Source organism: Haloferax marinum (genome assembly GCF_009674625.1).
GTDB classification, from domain to species: domain Archaea; phylum Halobacteriota; class Halobacteria; order Halobacteriales; family Haloferacaceae; genus Haloferax; species Haloferax marinum.
Genome location: NZ_WKJQ01000001.1, coordinates 2565793 through 2584033, shown reverse-complemented (window position 1 = coordinate 2584033; position 18241 = coordinate 2565793). Strand labels below are relative to the sequence as shown.

At 61.8% G+C, this 18241-nt stretch carries 18 protein-coding genes; 10 read left to right on the top strand and 8 right to left on the bottom strand.

Annotation, left to right across the window (positions count from 1 at the left end):
* Positions 1-51: 51 nt before the first annotated feature.
* Positions 52-1083, bottom strand: a complete 1032-nt coding sequence (locus tag GJR99_RS13015; RefSeq protein WP_151112835.1) for a PstS family phosphate ABC transporter substrate-binding protein — start codon at positions 1081-1083, stop codon at positions 52-54.
* A gap of 340 nt (positions 1084-1423) precedes the next feature.
* Between GJR99_RS13015 and GJR99_RS13010 the strand changes: the two genes are divergently transcribed.
* The gene (locus GJR99_RS13010; protein WP_151112833.1) at positions 1424-2425 is read left to right on the top strand and encodes a phosphate uptake regulator PhoU; all 1002 of its coding nucleotides are present in this window, start codon (positions 1424-1426) and stop codon (positions 2423-2425) included.
* 231 nt (positions 2426-2656) lie between these two features.
* On the opposite strand, the gene GJR99_RS13005 is transcribed toward GJR99_RS13010, so the two are convergent.
* Positions 2657-3034 carry a 30S ribosomal protein S8e gene (locus GJR99_RS13005; RefSeq protein WP_151112831.1) on the bottom strand — a complete coding sequence of 126 codons (378 nt, stop codon included), beginning with the start codon at positions 3032-3034 and terminating at the stop codon, positions 2657-2659.
* A gap of 128 nt (positions 3035-3162) precedes the next feature.
* Here GJR99_RS13005 and GJR99_RS13000 point away from each other — a divergent pair, with 128 nt between their 5' ends.
* Entirely contained in the window at positions 3163-3609 is a 447-nt protein-coding gene (locus GJR99_RS13000) for a DUF2240 family protein (protein ID WP_151112829.1), read from the top strand.
* 100 nt (positions 3610-3709) lie between these two features.
* The gene (locus GJR99_RS12995; RefSeq protein ID WP_151112827.1) at positions 3710-4117 is read left to right on the top strand and encodes a hypothetical protein; all 408 of its coding nucleotides are present in this window, start codon (positions 3710-3712) and stop codon (positions 4115-4117) included.
* Between the two features lie 86 nt (positions 4118-4203).
* Here the strand turns inward: GJR99_RS12995 and GJR99_RS12990 are convergent, their stop codons facing one another.
* Positions 4204-4863 (bottom strand): HAD family hydrolase, encoded by a 660-nt coding sequence (locus GJR99_RS12990; RefSeq protein ID WP_151112825.1) that lies wholly within the window; start codon positions 4861-4863, stop codon positions 4204-4206.
* Between the two features lie 109 nt (positions 4864-4972).
* Between GJR99_RS12990 and GJR99_RS12985 the strand changes: the two genes are divergently transcribed.
* Positions 4973-6247, top strand: coding sequence for a DNA double-strand break repair nuclease NurA (locus GJR99_RS12985; RefSeq protein ID WP_151112823.1), 1275 nt, complete (start codon positions 4973-4975; stop codon positions 6245-6247).
* Position 6248: 1 nt separating this feature from the next.
* Here GJR99_RS12985 and GJR99_RS12980 read toward each other — a convergent pair whose 3' ends face one another.
* Positions 6249-6605: a DUF7113 family protein gene (locus GJR99_RS12980; protein WP_151112821.1), complete on the bottom strand. Its 357-nt coding sequence runs from the start codon at positions 6603-6605 to the stop codon at positions 6249-6251.
* 116 nt (positions 6606-6721) lie between these two features.
* On the opposite strand from GJR99_RS12980, the gene GJR99_RS12975 reads away from it, so the two are divergent.
* From GJR99_RS12975 to GJR99_RS12965, 3 genes are all read left to right on the top strand, one after another.
* Positions 6722-8614, top strand: coding sequence for an ATP-binding protein (locus GJR99_RS12975; RefSeq protein ID WP_151112819.1), 1893 nt, complete (start codon positions 6722-6724; stop codon positions 8612-8614).
* A gap of 56 nt (positions 8615-8670) precedes the next feature.
* Positions 8671-9105: a universal stress protein gene (locus tag GJR99_RS12970; RefSeq protein WP_151112817.1), complete on the top strand. Its 435-nt coding sequence runs from the start codon at positions 8671-8673 to the stop codon at positions 9103-9105.
* Between the two features lie 133 nt (positions 9106-9238).
* Positions 9239-9910: a nitroreductase family protein gene (locus tag GJR99_RS12965; protein WP_151112815.1), complete on the top strand. Its 672-nt coding sequence runs from the start codon at positions 9239-9241 to the stop codon at positions 9908-9910.
* Between the two features lie 224 nt (positions 9911-10134).
* Here GJR99_RS12965 and GJR99_RS12960 read toward each other — a convergent pair whose 3' ends face one another.
* The gene (locus GJR99_RS12960; RefSeq protein ID WP_151112813.1) at positions 10135-11205 is read right to left on the bottom strand and encodes a KaiC domain-containing protein; all 1071 of its coding nucleotides are present in this window, start codon (positions 11203-11205) and stop codon (positions 10135-10137) included.
* A 147-nt stretch (positions 11206-11352) separates the two neighbouring features.
* On the opposite strand from GJR99_RS12960, the gene GJR99_RS12955 reads away from it, so the two are divergent.
* Positions 11353-12174, top strand: a complete 822-nt coding sequence (locus GJR99_RS12955) for an NAD(+)/NADH kinase (RefSeq protein WP_151112811.1) — start codon at positions 11353-11355, stop codon at positions 12172-12174.
* On the opposite strand, the gene GJR99_RS12950 is transcribed toward GJR99_RS12955, so the two are convergent.
* On the bottom strand, positions 12171-12896 hold the full coding sequence (locus tag GJR99_RS12950; protein ID WP_151112809.1) for an SDR family oxidoreductase: 726 nt from the start codon (positions 12894-12896) through the stop codon (positions 12171-12173). The genes GJR99_RS12955 and GJR99_RS12950 overlap by 4 nt on opposite strands.
* Positions 12897-12963: 67 nt before the next feature.
* On the opposite strand from GJR99_RS12950, the gene GJR99_RS12945 reads away from it, so the two are divergent.
* The gene (locus GJR99_RS12945; protein ID WP_154325996.1) at positions 12964-13110 is read left to right on the top strand and encodes a hypothetical protein; all 147 of its coding nucleotides are present in this window, start codon (positions 12964-12966) and stop codon (positions 13108-13110) included.
* 95 nt (positions 13111-13205) lie between these two features.
* On the opposite strand, the gene carB is transcribed toward GJR99_RS12945, so the two are convergent.
* Positions 13206-16439: a carbamoyl-phosphate synthase large subunit gene (gene carB / locus GJR99_RS12940; RefSeq protein ID WP_151112807.1), complete on the bottom strand. Its 3234-nt coding sequence runs from the start codon at positions 16437-16439 to the stop codon at positions 13206-13208.
* Positions 16440-16583: 144 nt separating this feature from the next.
* Between carB and GJR99_RS12935 the strand changes: the two genes are divergently transcribed.
* Entirely contained in the window at positions 16584-17606 is a 1023-nt protein-coding gene (locus GJR99_RS12935) for a S66 family peptidase (protein WP_151112805.1), read from the top strand.
* Between the two features lie 44 nt (positions 17607-17650).
* Here the strand turns inward: GJR99_RS12935 and GJR99_RS12930 are convergent, their stop codons facing one another.
* Positions 17651-18181 (bottom strand): DUF5815 family protein, encoded by a 531-nt coding sequence (locus GJR99_RS12930; RefSeq protein ID WP_151112803.1) that lies wholly within the window; start codon positions 18179-18181, stop codon positions 17651-17653.
* Positions 18182-18241: the final 60 nt, after the last annotated feature.

Below are 18241 nucleotides of genomic sequence, written 5' to 3'. Positions count from 1 at the left end.
ATTGTGGGATGTGGAAAAAGCACTTCGTTAGCCTATTCTTCCAGTAGAGCGTCAGTTAGCCGCTTCGATAGCCGAATCGAGTTTGTCGAGCATCTCGGACTGCTCGTCTTCACTCAGGGGGACGTAGCCGACTTCGTCGGCGACGATTTCTTTGCTCGTAGAGTTCTCCATCCAGTAGCGTGCGAACGCGGCGACGTGGTCCTCTGCGAGCGATTCCTGGGCGGGGTAGGTAAACAGCGGGCGCGACAGCGGGTTGTACTCGCCAGAGAGCGCGGTGTCGAGCGACGGGGCGACGAACTCGCCGGCGTCGTTCTCGATAGCAACCGCCTGGACAGCGTCGGTGTTTTCGCTGTAGTAGGCGTAGCCCATGTAGCCGATGGCGAACTCGGAGCCTTCGACACCCTGGATGATGGTGCGGTCCTGTTCGGTTGCGGAGTAGTCTTGCCGGTGGTCCGGCCCTTCTTCGCCGAGGATTGCCTCGATGAAGTAGTCGTAGGTACCGGAGGCGTCAGTGGGACCAAAGATTTCGATTTCTTCGTCAGGCCACTCGGAGTTGACGTCTGCCCACGTCGTGGGTGCCGTCTCGGCAGAGAAGATGGTCTCGAGTTGCTCGATGGTGAGGCCCTCGCCGATGAAGTCGTTGTCGTTGTTGACGATGACCGTCAGCGCGTCGGTCGCGACCTTCAGTTCGACCGGGTTGATGTCCTCACTGGAACATTGGCTTTCTTCTTCGGATTTGATGGGACGCGACGCGTTGTTGAAGTCCGTCTGGCCGGTACAGAAGTAGTTCGCGAAGCCACCACCGGAGCCAGTGGACTGGATGTTGATGTTGACTCCCGTGTTCTCTTTCTGGAAGCGTTCGGCCATCGCCGTCGCGAGGGGGAAGACGGTCGACGAGCCCGCGATGTCGATTGCTCCCGAGAGCTCTCCGCTTCCGTCGGAACCCGAGTCGTCGGAGTCGCCAGAACCGCCGTCCGAGCCGCCTTCGTTACTCTCGGTACAGCCAGCCAGACCAGCGAGACCGGCCGCACCCGAAGCAATTAGGAATTTACGCCGGGACAAGACATCCGAGTTACGCGTCATCACCAATTTCGAGTCGAGTTACGGGTAAATACCCTGCTATGACAACTATATAGTGCTACATTTTGTAATGTGTGTCATGCGGATATTTCACACGAGCGGCCTCCCAACCGAGAGAGAATAAAACAGCACCATGGGCAGAACATCGTACGTAAACCGATGACACAGTACGTGTAGGACGGACGGGGAGCCCACCACCGGAGATACTGAGAAAACTCCAGAGGCAGAGGTACTATCCCGCAAACACGTTTTGTTCCGAATCAACCAACGACAAGATAGTATTTTGGCCACCTGATATATAGTGATAGACAGTTTTATTGTGTGCTGAGCACCAGAGGCCCGTATGGTCGAAACCCGAAAGGTGCAGGTGACGGGCGGTTCCACCTACACTGTCTCTATTCCCAAAGATTGGGCGACCGAGAACGGCGTCTCCGCCGGGAGCGAAGTCGAGTTCTATCCCGAGGGTGACTCGTTGTTCTTGACCCCACGGTCTGAAGAGGAACGAACCGAAGGCACCCTCGACATCTCGAACCTCGAAGGCGACGAACTCACGCGTGCGGTCATGACGATGTACGTCAGCGGGTTCGACATCATCGCATTGGAGAGTGGTCGAATCACGACCGACCAGCGACGAACCATCCGTGAGGCGACACAGAGTCTCGTCGGCCTCGAAGTTCTCGAAGAGACTCGTGACCGAGTCGTCATCCGCGACTTGCTCGACTCCTCGGAACTCTCGATTCACAACGCAGTGACGCGCATGCGCCTCATCGCACTCTCGATGCTCGAAGACGCCATCGCCGCCATCGCGGAGATGGACGAAGACCTCGCACACGACGTCATCCAACGTGACGACGACGTCGACCGGCTCTGGATGGTCGTCTCGCGTATCTTCCGCGCCACGCTCCGCACCCCGAAGGCGGCAGAAGAACTCGGCTTACCCCGTGAGGTGTGTTTCGACTACCAGTCCGCCGCGCGCCAACTCGAGCGCATCGCGGACCACGCGACGAAGATTGCCCACCTCTCGTTGAACTTCGAACAACCGGTCGGTGAGGACATCATCGAAGCGATGGAAGAACTGTTCGAAGAATCCGAGAAAGTCGTCAACGGTGGGATGGACGCCCTCTTCGCCGAAGACAGCACCGAGGCGGCCAGTCTCGCGAACGAAGCGCGAGAGTCCGTCCAGGCAATCGACGAACGCGCCCGCAGCATCGACGAACTACTCCGTGACCTCGACCCCGCCCGTGCCCAACTACTTGGACTCATCGTCGACTCCATCTCTCGGAGCGCCGACTACGGTGGGAACATCGCCGAGACGGCACTCCAGAAAGCCGCACCGACACCCTGATTCACGCGGTTCGACCGATATCTTTGCGCTGATTGTTCTGTTGATTGTTCTGTTGGTTGTTCTGCTGATTGTTCTATTTCGGCACTGTCCGACCCGCTAGGGGTAGGAATTCGTCGCGTGTGTGCACCGACTCGAATCACACCGACTGCTGTTGCATCACACACCGACTGCTGTTGCTCTATGAGTGTCGAACGGAGGGTCCGCGCCGAGAACCGACGCGGTGAAAGAGAGTTATTCCTCGTCGATGAGGACTGCGTTGACCTGACCGTCCTGTCCGGGGCGGGACGTGACGCGGGCCTGACCGGCGCTCGTGTCGATGATGGAGCCCTTCGTGATGATGTTCCGGCGTGCGTAGTTGACGTTCGACGGGTTGTCGATGACGCCTTCGATGTCGGCCTGCGTGACCTCTGCACCGTCAGCGACCTGTGCGACGTTGGTCGAGAGCGTGCGGAACTTCTCGTTGTTACCGCGGGAGTCGATGACCTGGAATCGAGGTTCGCCGACCGTCGTGGCGGCGGGTTCACGACCCAGCTGGTAGCGCTTCTTGTTCGATGCCGGTTTGAGCCGTCCACCGGTCCGCTTCCGCTTGGAGCGTCCTTGGTCCTTCATACGGGGTAAAAACGTCGGTGACTACTTGAATCGCTCGAATCGGCTCTCGTCGGTGGGTGTCACACGACATGCGGTCGCGCCGCGAGCAACACAAACCGTTTAGGTCACTCGCACCCGCCGTCGAACCGATGAGTCTCGACGTTACCGTCGCCGTTCCGTTCCGCCAGCACGGGACAACTCGTCTCGGTGAAGGCGAGTTCGTCGTCGCCCTGTCCCTCGACCGCGACTGGTTTTCACCCGACCAGGCACAGCGTCTCATCGACCTGGCCGCAGGTCGCGGCCTCGTCGAACGCGACGACGACGACGTCGTTGCGACGTTCGACCCCGCAGACGTACAGATACCCGAAGAGTTCGAACCCGACGCGTCGGTGCTCCGCGAGCAGTCCGCCTTCGAACAGATTCTCGACGCGTGTGTCGCTGCCGGCCTCACGAAACAGGACGCAGTCGCCGGAATAAACGAACGACAGTCGACACTCGGCGTGACCGCAGAGGCCGCCGCGGTCCTCTTTGCCCGTGAAAACGGTGTCGACGTGGACGAGGCGGCCACGAAGGCGAAACACGGCCTGTCTGAGTAGCGCGATTCGACGCTCCATCGTCACCGGAGGAGGTGCCGGCGAGGAGGACAGTCGTCCGACGAAACGACACGCCGAAACCATCCCCCAGTATACTACGAGTATGGTCGTCGACAGACTCGCCGATGGAAAGCGAATCGCACAACTGCTCGCTTCCGAACTGACCGGTCACGAAGAGACGTTCGCGCTGCTCTCGGTCGTCGATGCCGACACCGACGTGGAACCGACCGACGATGGCGCACTCGCCTACGCCGTCGCCGCCAACGACGACCGAGTCGCAGAGGTGTACGTCCAACCAGACCGTGCGCGCGTCGAGTTCCTCACACATCCGGACGTGACCGCCGACGCAGCGAGTGAGCAGGACCTTCGAGTCCGCCCAAAAGCAGTGCGCCCTCCACGAACGCTCGTCTTCGTCGAAGACGGTGCCCAGGTGAAGTGGATACTTCCTGCCTTTCGTGCACTGGTCGAGGCGCTCGAGAGAGACGACGAAGGCGACGAGAACGAAGTCTGAATCGGTGAGAGATAGCCGGGAGCCGAAGCGACGAACACGAGACGGAGACTGGCGCGGTGAAAACGAGACGCAAACGAACTGCGTGCTTAGAGGTCTGCGAGTAGTTCGGGGAGTTTCGTCGGCAACACGTCGCGGGGGATGTGCGCGATTGCACGTGGGTCTGGGTCGTCACAGTCCGGTCCGACCACCTGCACCGGAATCATCCCGGCGTCGTGCGCACCGGCGATGTCGTGGTGAACACTATCCCCGATGTAGACGGTCTCTTCTGGTGACGTGCCGAGTCCGTCGAGGAGCGCTTCGAACGCTCGGACGTCCGGTTTTCCGGCGGGGAGCGACCCGGTCACGAGCGCCGTGTCGAAGTGGGTTCGCCACCCGAGTTTGTCGATTTTGTCCTCCTGTGCGACGACCGGTCCGTTGGTGAGTAAGCCGACACGGTAGGTCGTCCGGAGGCCAGTGAGCATCGCTTCGACGCCATCGACTGGAACGACGGCGTCCGTGATGCGCTCACGGTACGCAGTCGCCACGTGTTCAGGGTCGACTGGTGAGTCGTGTTCTGAGAGGAGGGACTCGAAGATAGGCGTCCGGGTCTCCCCCGTGAGGTTATTCTGGTGTGCTCGGAGATACGCCTCCCGAGACAGTGGCGGTGCACCTGCTGCCGCCGCAGCCTCCGAAAGAATTGTCTCGCGGTCCCTCGTCGGGACGGCGAGTGTGTAGTCGAGGTCGAACCCGACCGCGCTGACAGACATCGTCATCGACTGGTTGGTAACGAACCGACATGAGCATGCCGGGAACAGGCGCTGGACCGACACGTCGGGAGACGGGCGGATTTTTCACCGTCGGGGACGACGCCGAGATATGACTCTCGACCCCGTCCACGTGGACGACATCGCCTCGATGGCGAGTTCCATCGCCGACTCGGTCGACGACACCGATTACGAGGACATCGCGCGGACGGTCTGGGAATCGTGGCTCGACCCGCTCTCGCCGCCCGGTGGGGGTCGTCCGATTATCGAACCACTCGGTGAGCAACGACTCAACGCCGCCGACGTGGACGATATCGCACTCACCGACACGCCGTTTCCGACCGTCCACGGCCTCGACTCGGGGACTATCAACCCGACGACGTTCAAAAACGGCCTCGTTCTCGACGTGGCACACGCCGCGATGGCGGCCGAGCCATCGGACCTCGACCTGCATCGCGCTCGATCGATCGTCATGACGGCCCACACCCGCGACTCGTTTTCGGTGTTCGACACCGGAGAGTGGTTGAAGTCTGACCAGGGATACGTCCGCAAGCGCATCCTTCGCGCACCACGAGTCAATCGATACGCCGAGGGAGTCGTCCACGCGCTCTCTCTGTACCTCGCCGAGAGCGAACACGCACTCTACCACGCCGACCGTGTCTCTGACCTCCTCATCCTCGACGGGCCAGTGTATCCGAAAGAACTCCTCAACTGGCGCGACCGAGACGCGGAACTCAAAGACCTCGCCCGCGAGGCGAAACCGAAGGCAATCGTCGAGAACTACGTCCGTCTCGTCGAGCGATTCGTCGAGCGCGACGTTCCACTCGCCGGGTTCGTCAAAAACCCTGGCGCGAAACACATCGTCCGAACCCTCCAGCAACACTTCCGAGAGGACGGGTCGGGCGACATTCCGTGGGTCGACGACGCCTCCTTCTTCGTCAACCTGCTCGAACGACGCGACGGACCGGAGCGCGAAGACCGGCGAACAGAAGCGCTGACGTTCACGAACTGGTTCGTCTCACGCGGTGGGTCAGACCGGCAGATGAGCGCCGACGGCGACGCCTTCGGTATCGACCGCTCGCTCGACCCCGAATCGTACACGGTGACGTTCTTCGTCCTGTACGACCCGCGGACCGACGTCTGTTATCGAGTCGAAGCACCCTACGCGTTCACGAAAGACCCAGAGACCCGCGAGAACCTGATGCACCACGTCGTCCGCGACGTAGCCGCCACTCGCGGCCCACCACTCGCAGTCGAGAAAGCCGACGAGTTGGCGCGGGTGAGCGTCGGTGAGAAAGCCGCACTCAGACGAAAACTCTCGGACCGACTCTCGTCGGACCCGATGAAGAGTTACGACAACGTCCGCTGGGCCGACGCCGACGAGTAACCTACGCCGTCTCTTCGGGTTGCCCCTCTTCGTCTGGTCTGATTACTTCGATGCGAACGTCGTCGGTGGAGACGCCGACGCGCGCGAACTGCGTACGGATGTGTTCTTTCGCGGCCTCGAGCGCCTGCTCGCGCGTGTCGAATCCGCGGGGCATCGGCGTGTCGAACGCCACTCTGATGGACTGCCCGTCGATTTCGGTTTCGGAACCTCCGCTTTCGACCTGATAGAACTCGTCGCAGACCCAGACGTACGGTGCCGCTTCGTTGGGCGCGCCACGGTACGTCGGTGGTTCTTCACCCCGCTCGAATATCGTTCCCGTGAGCGCCGTCCCTCCACCGTGTCCGCGGACCAACAGCATAGACATCCATAGGGGAGCGACACAGAAAAGTTGTCCGCGAGTAGGCGACGTGAGTTGGTCGCCGTGGCGACGACGCGACGTGAGGATTTTTACTCGCTGACTGCAAGCGTTGGAACATGACTGACCTGGGGGACTTTAGCGACTTCGTCGGAGACGACGCCGACGAAACAGACCGAGGCGAACGCGAGGGTCGACGTTCCTCGGGGAGTACCGAGAGCGACGAGACCCCGCGACGAGACGGTGATAGCGGGTCGAACTCGACCACGGCAGGCGCGACGACAGGCGACGAACGCGGACTCCAGTTCGACGAGTACGACGCAGACCCGATCGGGACCGAACGTGGCATCGGCGCGATCGCAGTCTCGCAGGGCCTCCGCGTCTCAGAAGACCACGAACGGACGACGCTCCGGGCCTTCGTCACGGCCGGAAACCGTGAACACGTCCGTCTCGGAAAGTATCTCATCGTTCCCTACCCCGACGACGAGTTGCTGTTCTGCCGAATCGTCGGTCTCGAATACGGCCAGGAGTTCCAGGCCGACGACGCCACCGAGATTCACGCCCGCCGGGCGATGCGCAGACCCGTCGACGAGTTCGAAGAGCGCGACTACAAGTTCATGGCCGAACTCGAACCTATCGCCGTCCTCTTTTCTGACGGCGGCGAACTCAAACGCCGGATGGTCGACCGCGTCCCCAAACCGGGTGCGACGGTCGGTGAGGCCGACGACGCGACACAGATCAAGACCGGACTGAAGATTCCAGAAGAGGGCGTCTTCCTCGGTCACCTCTCTGTCGGTGGTGAGAAAGTTCGAACCGCGGCACAACCGCCGACCATCGATTACCGACTCAAAGACGACTACACGGAGGGAGACCCACTCGTATTCCGACACACGCTCGTCGCCGGTGGCACGGGGTCCGGAAAGACGCACGCGTCGAAGAACATCCTTCGACAGTATCTCTCGTCGGACCGAACCTACGAGATGGACGACGGGCGCGAGGTTCAGGCCGCAGTCGTGCAGTTCGACCCGCAAGACGAGTACGCACAGATGCACGACGACAACCCCGACATGGAGACTGACATCGCCCGGCGCTACGAACGCGAGGGCATCGCTCACGGTGGCCACGACGACACACTCGCGCTCGTTCCGAAGATGGGCGGCGCGTCGTACCCTGGGTCGAACCACCGTGCAGAGCAGTTGGAGTTCACCATCCCCTTCTCGATGGCGAGCGATATGCCGTGGTTGGTCGCCGGCAGTAGTCTCAACGACAACCAGTACGCTGCACTCCTCGAACTGCTGAACCGATTCTTCCGCAACTACGGCGGCGGCGGCACCTACCGAGAGTTCCTGACGTTCCTCGACGACCGAGCACTCAAAGAGGAACTCGACGAATCGGGTGACGTCCACGAAGCGACGTTCGACGCGGTGAAACGTCGAGTCCGGGGTGTTCCCAACGGCGTGTTCGACCAGGACGCACGCCCCATCACGGAACTCGACCACGAACTCGTCCGCCCCGGCGGCCTGACCGTCGTGCCGACCTACCACCTCTCGTCGAGTCGGGCGAAAGAACTGTTCGTCCTCGCCGTCTCCACGATGCTCATCGACGACAAACTCTCGAACGACCCGTCGAGCGAACGCATCAAAGAGACGCCGCTGGTCCTGGGGATGGACGAGGCGCACAACTTCCTGACCAACGCCGACACCGTACAGGCGAAGAAAGTCATCGAGAAGTTCACCGACGCGGCCAAACAGGGCCGAAAAGAGCGACTCGGACTGTTCCTCATCACGCAGGACCCACAGGATATCGCCGACCCGGTGTTCAAGCAAGTCAACACGAAAGTCGTCCTCAACCTCGGTGACGAAGACGCCATCAAGAGCGTCAACATCCCGCCGAACCTCGAAGACAAGGTACCGTACATGGAGAAAGGGCAGATGGTCGTCTACTCGCCGGACAACTCCGAACCGGTCGAACTGAAAGGGCTCTCGACCTGTGTGACCCGACACGGAGACTGACCACGAACCCCGTATCGCCGGGCGGGTTTTTGTCCCACCCCTGAGTAGTGTGTACTATGGCCGAACACGTTCTCGTCCCCGTCGATGGGTCTCCTCAGTCGGTCGCTGCACTTCGATTTGCCACAGCAGAGTGGCCAGACGCCCAGTTCACACTCGTGAAGGTCATCAACCCTGCCGACGCCGACTACCGAGAACGTGCGCTCAGTGGGTCAGAAGAGTGGTACCAAGAGGAGAAACGCGAAGCGCGGGAGACGTTCGCCGAAGCGAAAGCCGAGGTTGGATTGGTCGATGGCGAGGACGTCGTCGACGAGACGATCAGTGTGGGTAGCCCAGCGAAGGTCATCATCGACCTGTTGAAAGCCGACGACGCCGACTACGACCACGTCGTGATGGGGAGTCACGGGCGGACTGGCGTCTCACGAATCCTTCTCGGCAGTGTCGCAGAAGAAGTCGTCAGACGCGCACCCGTGCCGGTCACCATCGTGAGATGAACCTAATTTGACCACTCAGTAACACCGATGCCACCTGGTGAAATCGGTGGAATGAGTACTGCGAGCACACTGAAATCGGCGGTTTCGCCCGGTTTGCATCACCCTATTATTGTGTCGTCCTTGGAAGGGAACGATGGAATTCACTGAGGTCGTTACGACCCGCCGCTCGATTCACGAGTACGCCGACGAACCGCTCGACGACGAGACGCTCGAGACCATCTTCGAGAAGGCCATCCAGGCCCCGTCGAGTTACAATCTCCAGCCCTGGGAGTTCGTCGTACTCCGCGAAGACGAGACCAAAGAGGCGCTCCGTGCGGCCGCCTACGACCAAGAACACGTCAGCGGTGCCGCAGCGTCGGTCATCATCCTCGGCAACAAAGACCCCGAAGCACACGCCGAAACCGTCGCCGACGACATGCTGGAGAAGGGCTACCTCCCGAGCGAGGAGGTCCGTGACGACATCCTCGGCAACATCGCCGGGATGGCCGACCTGCCCGAACAGGAGCGCCGCGTCTGGACCGTCCGCTCGACGTCACTCGTCGCCATGTCTCTCATGCACGCCGCGTGGGACGAAGGTGTCGCAACCTGCCCCATCGGTGGCTTCGACCCCGACGCCGTCCTCGACGCGTTCGACATCGACGGCGACCAGTACGAACCGGTGATGCTCCTGACGATGGGTATCCCCGCCGAAGACGCCGGCGAACTGCAGGCCGACGCGAAGTACCGCCGCCCCGTGGACGAAGTCGTCCACTACGAGGAGTTCGCGCCGGAGCGAGAACTCGCTGCCGCACCTGCTGACGACTGACGCCAGACAGTCGCCTCGCGCACGTTCCTCTCTCCCCTCTTTTCCCGCCGTTCAGGTCGTGAGCGGTTGCACTCAACGTACCATTCCCACCTGCTGAGTACTGCTGCTCTCGAGTAATCTACAAGTTTACTGCACCGAACCGAGCGAAGCGAGGTTCGGCCTTTTTCCCTCCAGGTTTTTGCGGTGAGGGTGAGCGGAGCGAACCCGAACCGGAAAAAGGTGGGTTAGAAAATATTCGCCTGTCGATACACGCTGATTCCGTCGTTCGTGAGTTCGTACGGTTTCGTCTCCCGAGAGTGGTTGGCGTCGCGTATCTTCTGAATCTCGATTGCCAGTCGTGTCTCGCGGAAGTCGTCGGGGCGGACGTACTGAAGGACGAACACCGCGTCTGAGAGATACTCCACGATACCGTGTCGGGAGACGTAGGGGTTCGACTGGTCCGCCTCGGAGGTCAGCATCGTCGTCACGCCGGCGTCTTTCAGCGAGCGCGTGAACTCGAAGACCTCACTTCGACGCTTCGAGGGGTGGTCGTACATCATCTCCAAGAGCGAGACGGAGTCGAGGACGAGGCGGTCCGCGCCGAACTCTTCGACGAGACGCGGCAGGTCGTTGCGAATGCTCGCGAGACTGTTTGCCATCTCGACCGGGTCCAAATCGACGATAGCCAACTGGCCGTCGGCTTCGTACGCCGAGAACTCCCAGCCTTTCTCGTCGGCAGTGTCGAGGATGCGACGGCGACTCTCTTCGAGCGTGATGAAGACGCCAGAACCGCCGTTTTGGAGGGTTTCGTAGAGGAACTGAAGCCCGAACGTCGTCTTCCCGGTCCCGGCGCTCCCGATTGTTACCATGAGCGACCGCTTTGGAACCCCGCCGAGAATCATCTCGTCGAGGCCGCCGATTCCGATGTCGATGCGGTCGATGTCCGACTCGAACTCCTCGTCGTCGAACTGGAGTGAGTCACTGCTCTGGGTACCGCCCGACCGAAACTCGTTGTTTACGTCGTCAGTTGGCGTGTGTCCCCGCTCGCCGTCATCGCCGATATCCGGCAGTGGCGCGTTCGACAGAGCCTCCGCGAAACTCGTTGCGAATGGGTCGGCGGCGGCGTCCGCCGACCCGTCGGGACCCGGTAGTTCGGTGTCGGTGTGTTCGGGTGGTTCAGTGTCCTCGGCGACGTCGGTGGAGTCCGTACCGCTTCCAGGGTCGGCCGTGTCCGGTTCGGTTCCCTCACCGGTGTCGTCTGCGTCGTCACTCTCCTCGCGGAGCGCCCGCTCGAACCAGTCGTCTTCGTCGCTCACGATGACCACCACTGTTCTTGCGGGTAGCCGACGCCCGTACCTGCCATCAGTTCAACGTCGGCAGCGACTGTGATGAACGTTTCCCGTGTCAGTACTTTCTGGTGACGTGACGGTGGGCTTTTGCCCAGTGGCGTCAAATCGCGGATTATGAAGGTCGGCATCGTCGCGCAGAAGGGCAACAGTCGGGCCGCGTACCTCGCCGCAGACATGGGTGAGGCGCTGGCGGCCGTCGATGTCGAAGCGGTTGTCGATGCGGCGACGGCAGACGAACTCGGTGTCGACGGGGTTCCCGTCGAATCGTTCGACGAGTGTGACCTCATCGTGAGCATCGGTGGAGACGGGACGTTTCTCTACGCCGCACGGGGAGGTGACGGCGTCCCTATCCTCGGCGTCAACCTCGGCGAGGTTGGGTTCTTGAACGCAGTCTCACCCGACGACGCGATCGACGAGGTACTCGCCGAAGTCTCCGCATATCGAGATGGAACCCAATCAGTCCGCGAGGTCCCTCGAATCGTCGCACAGAGCGACGACTGGAAGATGGACCCCTCGATGAACGAAGTCGTCGTCCACGGCCCGCGGCGGGGCCACGGCGGCGGTGTAGGGGTAGAAGTCCGCGTCGATGGGTCGCTCTACTCCGGTGGACACGCCGACGGTGTACTCGTCACGACACCCGCGGGAAGCACCGCCTACAATCTCAGCGAGGGTGGACCACTCGTCCATCCCGGCGTCGAAGGACTCGTCGTCACCGAGATGGCCGCACGAGAGGGGATGCCCTCGCTCGTCGTCCCACTCGACGCGACGGTGACTGTGACGGTCACAGATGCCGAATCTGCCGTCGTCGTCGGTGACGGCCGAACCAGACGGACCATCTCGTCGCCGACCGAGATTCGAATCGAGCGGTCAGATTCGCCAGTTCGACTCGCTGGCCCGACGTCTGATTTCTTCGAAGCGCTCGGAAAACTCGACTAGTCGGCGGGTTCGACGCGCGGCACCGGTTCCCACTGGATATCGACGAGATGGTTCGGCCGGCCGCGAAGTCCAGGGCGAGAGACGATTTCGAACGTCCGGTTCTCCGTCGACGTCGTGAACAGCGACCGGACGAGGACGTTCGCGACGTCCGCTCTCGAGATGCTTCCACAGACGGAGTCACCGCCTTCGCCGACGAGAACGTCGTCGGTCGCCGGAGCGTCGGTCAGCGCCCCCGGTCGGATAATCGTGTGGTCGAGTGGGGCGTCTCGGAGTCGTTCTTCACCCCGTTCTTTTGCAGAGAGAACGCCGGCGGCCGTGAGAATCGCGCGGAGGGAAAGCGGGAGGCCACCTTTCGAATCTCCGACGCCGATAGACGACGTGAGGACGAATCGCTGGACGCCGCCGGCAGTCGCCGCGTCGACGAGGTTCACGACACCGGCGCCATCGACGAGGTCACCACGAATCGTTTCGAGACCCGCGGCGACGCCGACAGTCGAGATGATTGCGTCGACGTCGAGGACCGCTTTCGTCGCGTCGTCTCGGTCGAGTAGGTCACCGACGACGACTTCGTCCGCGCCCCGTGCTCGAAGTCCGTCTTCCGCGTCGGAGTCGCGAGTGAGGGCCCGAACCACGAATGGAGTATCCGCCAACGCATCGAGGACCAGTCGGCCCGTCCGACCCGTCGCTCCAGCGACGAGGACGCGACCGCGCTTCCGTGTCATACTCGCGCATAGAGACGAGAGTCATTAACCTTCGTGATGGTGTCAAAAGTCCGGTCACAGAGAGGTGGTGACAAGGTACGTCTACGACGAGACGAGGACACACGAGGAGTGGCAGGCCGAAGGCGAGAGCTGGAGGGAGTCAGCGGTCAGCGAGAGGAGAAGTAGTGAGGCTGGTGAGGGTAGGTGTGTGAGGCTGGTGAGGGTAGGTGTGTGAGGCTGGTGAGGGTAGGTGTGTGAGGCTGGTGAGGGTAGGTGTGTGAGGCTGGTGAGGGTAGGTGTGTGAGGCTGGTGAGGCGGTGTTCAGCGCAGTTACCGACCCCAGTTGGCGACCGTCCGCTTACGCTCGGAGATGGGATGAACGTCGATATCTTCGTCTTTCGCGCCACGCGCTTCGAGTGCTGCGTTCGCGGAGGCGTAGGTGGAGAAGTAGCCCACTTCTTCTTCCACGCAGTCGATGAGCGTCTCGCGGTTCCGAGAGACGACGAAGTCGATGTGACCCTCGCGGAGTGCAGTGAGCAGGTCGTCGACGTCGCCGGGAGTGAGCACCTCGTAGTACTCTTCGTACCCGTCGAGGAGCGCTTGACCCGCCTCGCTGTCGGCCTCGGGGAACTCCGCATCGGTGAGGTCCACGAAGATGGTGCCGTCGCGCGGGATGTGGTCGTTTGCTGCCTCTTGGGCTTTCTCGTACGCCTTGCCGAACGTCGTCGCCGTGCCCATGACCTCGCCGGTGGACTTCATCTCCGGACCGAGACGCGGGTCCGAACCCGGCAGGCGGTCGAACGGCAGGACGACTTCCTTGACAGACACCTGGTCGGGAATCTGTTCGTGTACGTCGAGTTCGTCCAGCGTGTGGCCGGCCATGACCTTCGCTGCGACTTTCGCGATCGGGACGCCCGTCGCCTTCGAGACGAACGGGACCGTGCGCGACGAACGCGGGTTGGCTTCGAGGACGTACACCTCACCGTCTTTCACGGCGAGTTGGACGTTCATCAGGCCGACCGTGTCGAGCGCTTTCGCGATGTCTTCTGTGACTTCGCGGACGCGGGTCAGTGTCTCGTCGTCGAGCGAGCGCGGCGGAATCATACACGCCGAGTCGCCGGAGTGGACACCCGCGGCCTCGACGTGTTCCATCACGCCGCCGATGAGGACGCGTTCGCCGTCGGAGACGGCGTCCACGTCGAGTTCGACGCCGTCGGCGAGGAACTCGTCGATGAGGATGGGTTTGTCCGGCGAGACGCGGACTGCTTCCTCGATGTACTCTTTGAGTTCTGCGTCGGAGTAGACGACTTCCATCGCACGGCCACCGAGGACGTACGAGGGGCGGACGAGGACGGGGTAGCCGAGGTCGTTCGCGAGGCCGAGCGCTTCGGACTCGCTGGTTGCAGACCCTCCCTGCGGTTGCAGAATCCCGAGGTCGTCCATCAGGCGGTTGAACCGGTCACGGTCCTCGGCGAGGTCCATCGCGTCGATGGTGGTGCCGAGAATCTCACAGTCTACGCCACGGCGCTCGAGTTCGGATTCCAGCGGGTGACCGATGTTGACCGAGGTCTGTCCACCGAACTGGAGCATCACGCCGTCGGCGTCGATTGCCTCGATGACGTCTGCGACTTCCTCGGCCGTGATGGGTTCGAAGAACAGGCCGTCGGAGGTGTCGTAGTCGGTCGAGACCGTCTCGGGGTTGTTGTTGACGACGTGCGCGTCGATACCGAGTTCGCGGAGCGCCTGAATGGCGTGGACAGAACAGTAGTCGAACTCGACACCCTGTCCGATGCGGATGGGGCCACCACCGACCACGACGACGCTCTCCATGTCACGGTCGACACGGAGTTCGTTGCCTGCGGCGTCGCCTTCGAACGGGCCACGGAAGAACTCCGGTTTGCGGGCGGAGTAGTAGTACGGCGTCTGTGCGGCGAACTCGCCAGCACAGGTGTCGACCTGTTTGTACGTGCGGCCGGGGACGTTCTGTTCGACTTCGTCGACGGTCGTTCCGGTCGCCGTGGCGATGCTAGCGTTCGTGTGGCCGGCGTTCGCGGCGGCGGCGAAGTCGCCTTCCGATGCGGATTCGACGGATTCGACGATGCGTCCGAAGCGCTCGACGTACCACGCTTCGATGCCGGTGAGTTCGACCACGTCTTCCGTGGTGTAGCCGCGTTCGAACGCCTCGAAGATGGCGTACGGGCGGTCAGGAGTCGGCTTTTCGAGGTACGCTGCTTCGAGTTCTTCGTCGGACACCTCGTCCCAATCGGCGGCGGGTTCGTACTCGGAGGAGCGAAGCGCCTTCATCAGCGACTCCTCGAACGTCCGGCCGATAGCCATCGCCTCACCGGTGGACTTCATCGCCGTCGAGAGCGTGAAGTCGACGTCGGTGAACTTGTCCTTGGGCCACCGGGGAACCTTCGTGACGACGTAGTCGATTGCGGGTTCGAACGCCGCCGTCGTCTCGCCGGTAATCTCGTTGGTAATCTCGTGGAGACGCTTGCCGAGGGCGACTTTGGCGGTCACGCGGGCAATCGGGTACCCAGTCGCCTTCGAGGCGAGTGCAGAGGAACGAGAGACACGGGGGTTCACCTCGACGACGCGGTACTCGCCGCCGGGCGTGCCGTCGTCGTGCCACGCGAACTGGATGTTACAGCCACCCTGGATACCGAGTTCACGGATGACTTCCAATGCGGCGTCGCGCATCTCTTGGTGTCCTTCGTCCGGAATCACCTGCGATGGGGTGACGACGACGGACTCGCCGGTGTGAATCCCCATCGGGTCGATGTTCTCCATGTTGCAGATGATGATACACGAGTCGTTTGCGTCGCGCATCACCTCGTATTCGAGTTCGACCCATCCGGAGATGGACTCCGTGATGAGCACTTCGCTATTGCGCGAGAGGCGGAGTCCTTTGCGGACGCGGGCGACGAGTTCGTCCATCTCGTGGACGACGCCAGACCCGGACCCACCGAGCGTGTAGGTCGTGCGGGCGATGACGGGGAGGCCGCCGACTTCGTCGACGGCGTCCTCGACACGTCCTTCGAGGGCTGATTCGGTGATGTTCGAGACTTTCTCGCCTTCTTCGAGGGAGATGGTCGTCGAACGTGGGACGGGTTGTCCAATCTTCTCCATGCGCTGACGGAACAGGTCGCGGTCTTCCGTCGCGTAGATGGTGTCCAGCGGCGTCCCCATGATTTCGACGTCGAACTCGTCGAGGACACCTTCTTCCGCCAACTCGGCCGTGACGTTCAGCCCCGTCTGGCCGCCAAGTCCGGCGATGACGCCGTCGGGGCGTTCCTTCCGGATGATTTCGGAGATAGCCTCGGTCGTGATAGGTTCGATGTAGACCTTGTCGGCCATCTCGGGGTCGGTCATAATCGTCGCGGGGTTAGAGTTGACGAGGACAACTCGTGCGCCTTCCTCTCGGAGCGCGCGGCAGGCCTGCGCGCCGGAGTAGTCGAATTCGGCCGCCTGTCCAATTTGGATTGGGCCACTTCCGATGAGCAAAATCGTCCGGTCCTCGGTTCCTGTCTGAGTCCCGGGTGTGGTGTCCTCGTCGGTCATCGATGCAATCCAATCCGCACATCGTAATAAGTCCGGCGAAAAATTACGAGGTACGAAGCTGTATTGCGAATATCGAAAAAGTTGCCGAGCGTCCGTCTACGGGCCGGGGAAGGGTTTTCAAGCACGTGAGACGACTCCGTGTCTATGTCCCGTGTGCCCACGGCCCCGCCACCACTCGAACCCGGAAGTCGAATCGCAGTCGTCGCCCCATCGCGACCAATCGACGAGTCGAAGTTGGACCGAGCGTGCAGTCGCCTCAGAGAGACGTTCGACCTCGACCCCGTCGTCTTCGAGACGGCCCGACGCGAGTGGGAGTGGCTTAGCGACAACCCGCGGGCACGCGCAGAGGATGTGATGGATGCGTTCGAGGACCCCGAAATCGACGGCATCATCGCCACGACTGGTGGTGACGACCAGATTCGCGTCCTCAACTATCTCGACCCGGAACGGCTGACCGCAAACCCGACGCGGTTCTACGGCTACAGCGACAACGACAATCTCCGGCTCTACCTCTGGAATCAGGGTATCGTGAGTTACGGGGCGACCCTCCATCCGACGCTCACTGTGGACCCCGAGATACACCCCTACGTCGAGCGCTATCTGCGACGCGCGTTCTTCGACGACTCACTCGGCGTGGTCGAACAGACCACCGAGTGGACCGACGAGTGGTTCGACTTCGACACCGAGGAACCCCGCGAGTGGCGAGACAATCCCGGTCGGACGTGGTACGGCGACGAACGCGTCTCTGGAACACTTTGGGGCGGGTGCTTCAGCATCGTCAAGTGGCACCTCCAGACCGACCGCTATCTCCCAGAGATGGACGAACTCGACGGGTCGATACTGGCGCTCGAAACCTCTGAAGACGTGCCGCTCCCGCGTGAGGTCAGATACACGTTGCGAACGATGGGCGAGCGTGGATTGCTCGAACGCTTCGACGGACTCGTCGTGGGCCGTCCCCAAACGTACTCACCTGGATTAGAGTGGGAACCGCCAGGGGACTACGGTGAGCAACTCCGCGAAGCGGTGCTGTCTGTTCTCAGTGAGTACAACCCGGATGCGACTGCCGTGTTCGACGTCGAGTTCGGCCACGCGGCCCCGAGCGTGCCGCTTCCGCTCGGCGCGAGGGCGACGCTCGACCCGAGTGCTGAAAAAGTCCGAGTAGCGTAGCAGAACTCCGCTGAGCGTAACGAGAGGGCCTCACGGCCCCGCCGTTACATGTACGGTTCGGGGTCTAAATCGCGCTGGGCGCGATACTCGTCGACGAACTCGCTCACGTCGAACTGGAGCATCTTGGATTCGAACTCCGAGATGACGCCGTCGTCTTCTGCGTGGCTGACGGCGTGTTCCATGAGTTCGACGACGAGTTCCACGACTATCTCGTGGAGTCTTCGAGAATCGAAGTCGGTGACCCAGACGATGCCCGCGCCGAGTTCGCCGTCGTCGGAGACGTCTTCGGAGACGACCGATTGCGGGAACTCTTCGAGGACGATTCCCATCAGATGTGCCGTGCCGAACTCGGGCATGTCCTCGCTCGTCGTCTCGATGGTGCTCTGTAGAATGTCGACGAGGAACTCCGGGAGAAACCGGTCCGGTGGGTGAACGTCCATCACCACGGCGTGACTACCGCCGCAGGAACAGTCGAACTCTCGTTTGCCCAAGTCGAGTTCCCGGACGCGCTTTTGTTCGCCACAGGGCAGGTCCAACACTGCCCCGCGTCCGCCGGGAACGCTCGGTTCAGACATACCCGTGGGTTACGGGTCTCACTGTTTAAACGTCGCGTTCTTCGGAGTCTGTGAAAGAAT

What these genes read in the sequence shown, in the direction of transcription:
- GJR99_RS13015 (WP_151112835.1), bottom strand. Translation starts at nt 1,083, where the DNA reads ATGACGCGTAACTCGGATGTCTTGTCCCGGCGTAAATTCCTAATTGCT.
- GJR99_RS13010 (WP_151112833.1), top strand. Translation starts at nt 1,424, where the DNA reads ATGGTCGAAACCCGAAAGGTGCAGGTGACGGGCGGTTCCACCTACACT.
- GJR99_RS13005 (WP_151112831.1), bottom strand. Translation starts at nt 3,034, where the DNA reads ATGAAGGACCAAGGACGCTCCAAGCGGAAGCGGACCGGTGGACGGCTC.
- GJR99_RS13000 (WP_151112829.1), top strand. Translation starts at nt 3,163, where the DNA reads ATGAGTCTCGACGTTACCGTCGCCGTTCCGTTCCGCCAGCACGGGACA.
- GJR99_RS12995 (WP_151112827.1), top strand. Translation starts at nt 3,710, where the DNA reads ATGGTCGTCGACAGACTCGCCGATGGAAAGCGAATCGCACAACTGCTC.
- GJR99_RS12990 (WP_151112825.1), bottom strand. Translation starts at nt 4,863, where the DNA reads ATGTCTGTCAGCGCGGTCGGGTTCGACCTCGACTACACACTCGCCGTC.
- GJR99_RS12985 (WP_151112823.1), top strand. Translation starts at nt 4,973, where the DNA reads ATGACTCTCGACCCCGTCCACGTGGACGACATCGCCTCGATGGCGAGT.
- GJR99_RS12980 (WP_151112821.1), bottom strand. Translation starts at nt 6,605, where the DNA reads ATGCTGTTGGTCCGCGGACACGGTGGAGGGACGGCGCTCACGGGAACG.
- GJR99_RS12975 (WP_151112819.1), top strand. Translation starts at nt 6,722, where the DNA reads ATGACTGACCTGGGGGACTTTAGCGACTTCGTCGGAGACGACGCCGAC.
- GJR99_RS12970 (WP_151112817.1), top strand. Translation starts at nt 8,671, where the DNA reads ATGGCCGAACACGTTCTCGTCCCCGTCGATGGGTCTCCTCAGTCGGTC.
- GJR99_RS12965 (WP_151112815.1), top strand. Translation starts at nt 9,239, where the DNA reads ATGGAATTCACTGAGGTCGTTACGACCCGCCGCTCGATTCACGAGTAC.
- GJR99_RS12955 (WP_151112811.1), top strand. Translation starts at nt 11,353, where the DNA reads ATGAAGGTCGGCATCGTCGCGCAGAAGGGCAACAGTCGGGCCGCGTAC.
- GJR99_RS12950 (WP_151112809.1), bottom strand. Translation starts at nt 12,896, where the DNA reads ATGACACGGAAGCGCGGTCGCGTCCTCGTCGCTGGAGCGACGGGTCGG.
- carB (WP_151112807.1), bottom strand. Translation starts at nt 16,439, where the DNA reads ATGACCGACGAGGACACCACACCCGGGACTCAGACAGGAACCGAGGAC.
- GJR99_RS12935 (WP_151112805.1), top strand. Translation starts at nt 16,584, where the DNA reads ATGTCCCGTGTGCCCACGGCCCCGCCACCACTCGAACCCGGAAGTCGA.
- GJR99_RS12930 (WP_151112803.1), bottom strand. Translation starts at nt 18,181, where the DNA reads ATGTCTGAACCGAGCGTTCCCGGCGGACGCGGGGCAGTGTTGGACCTG.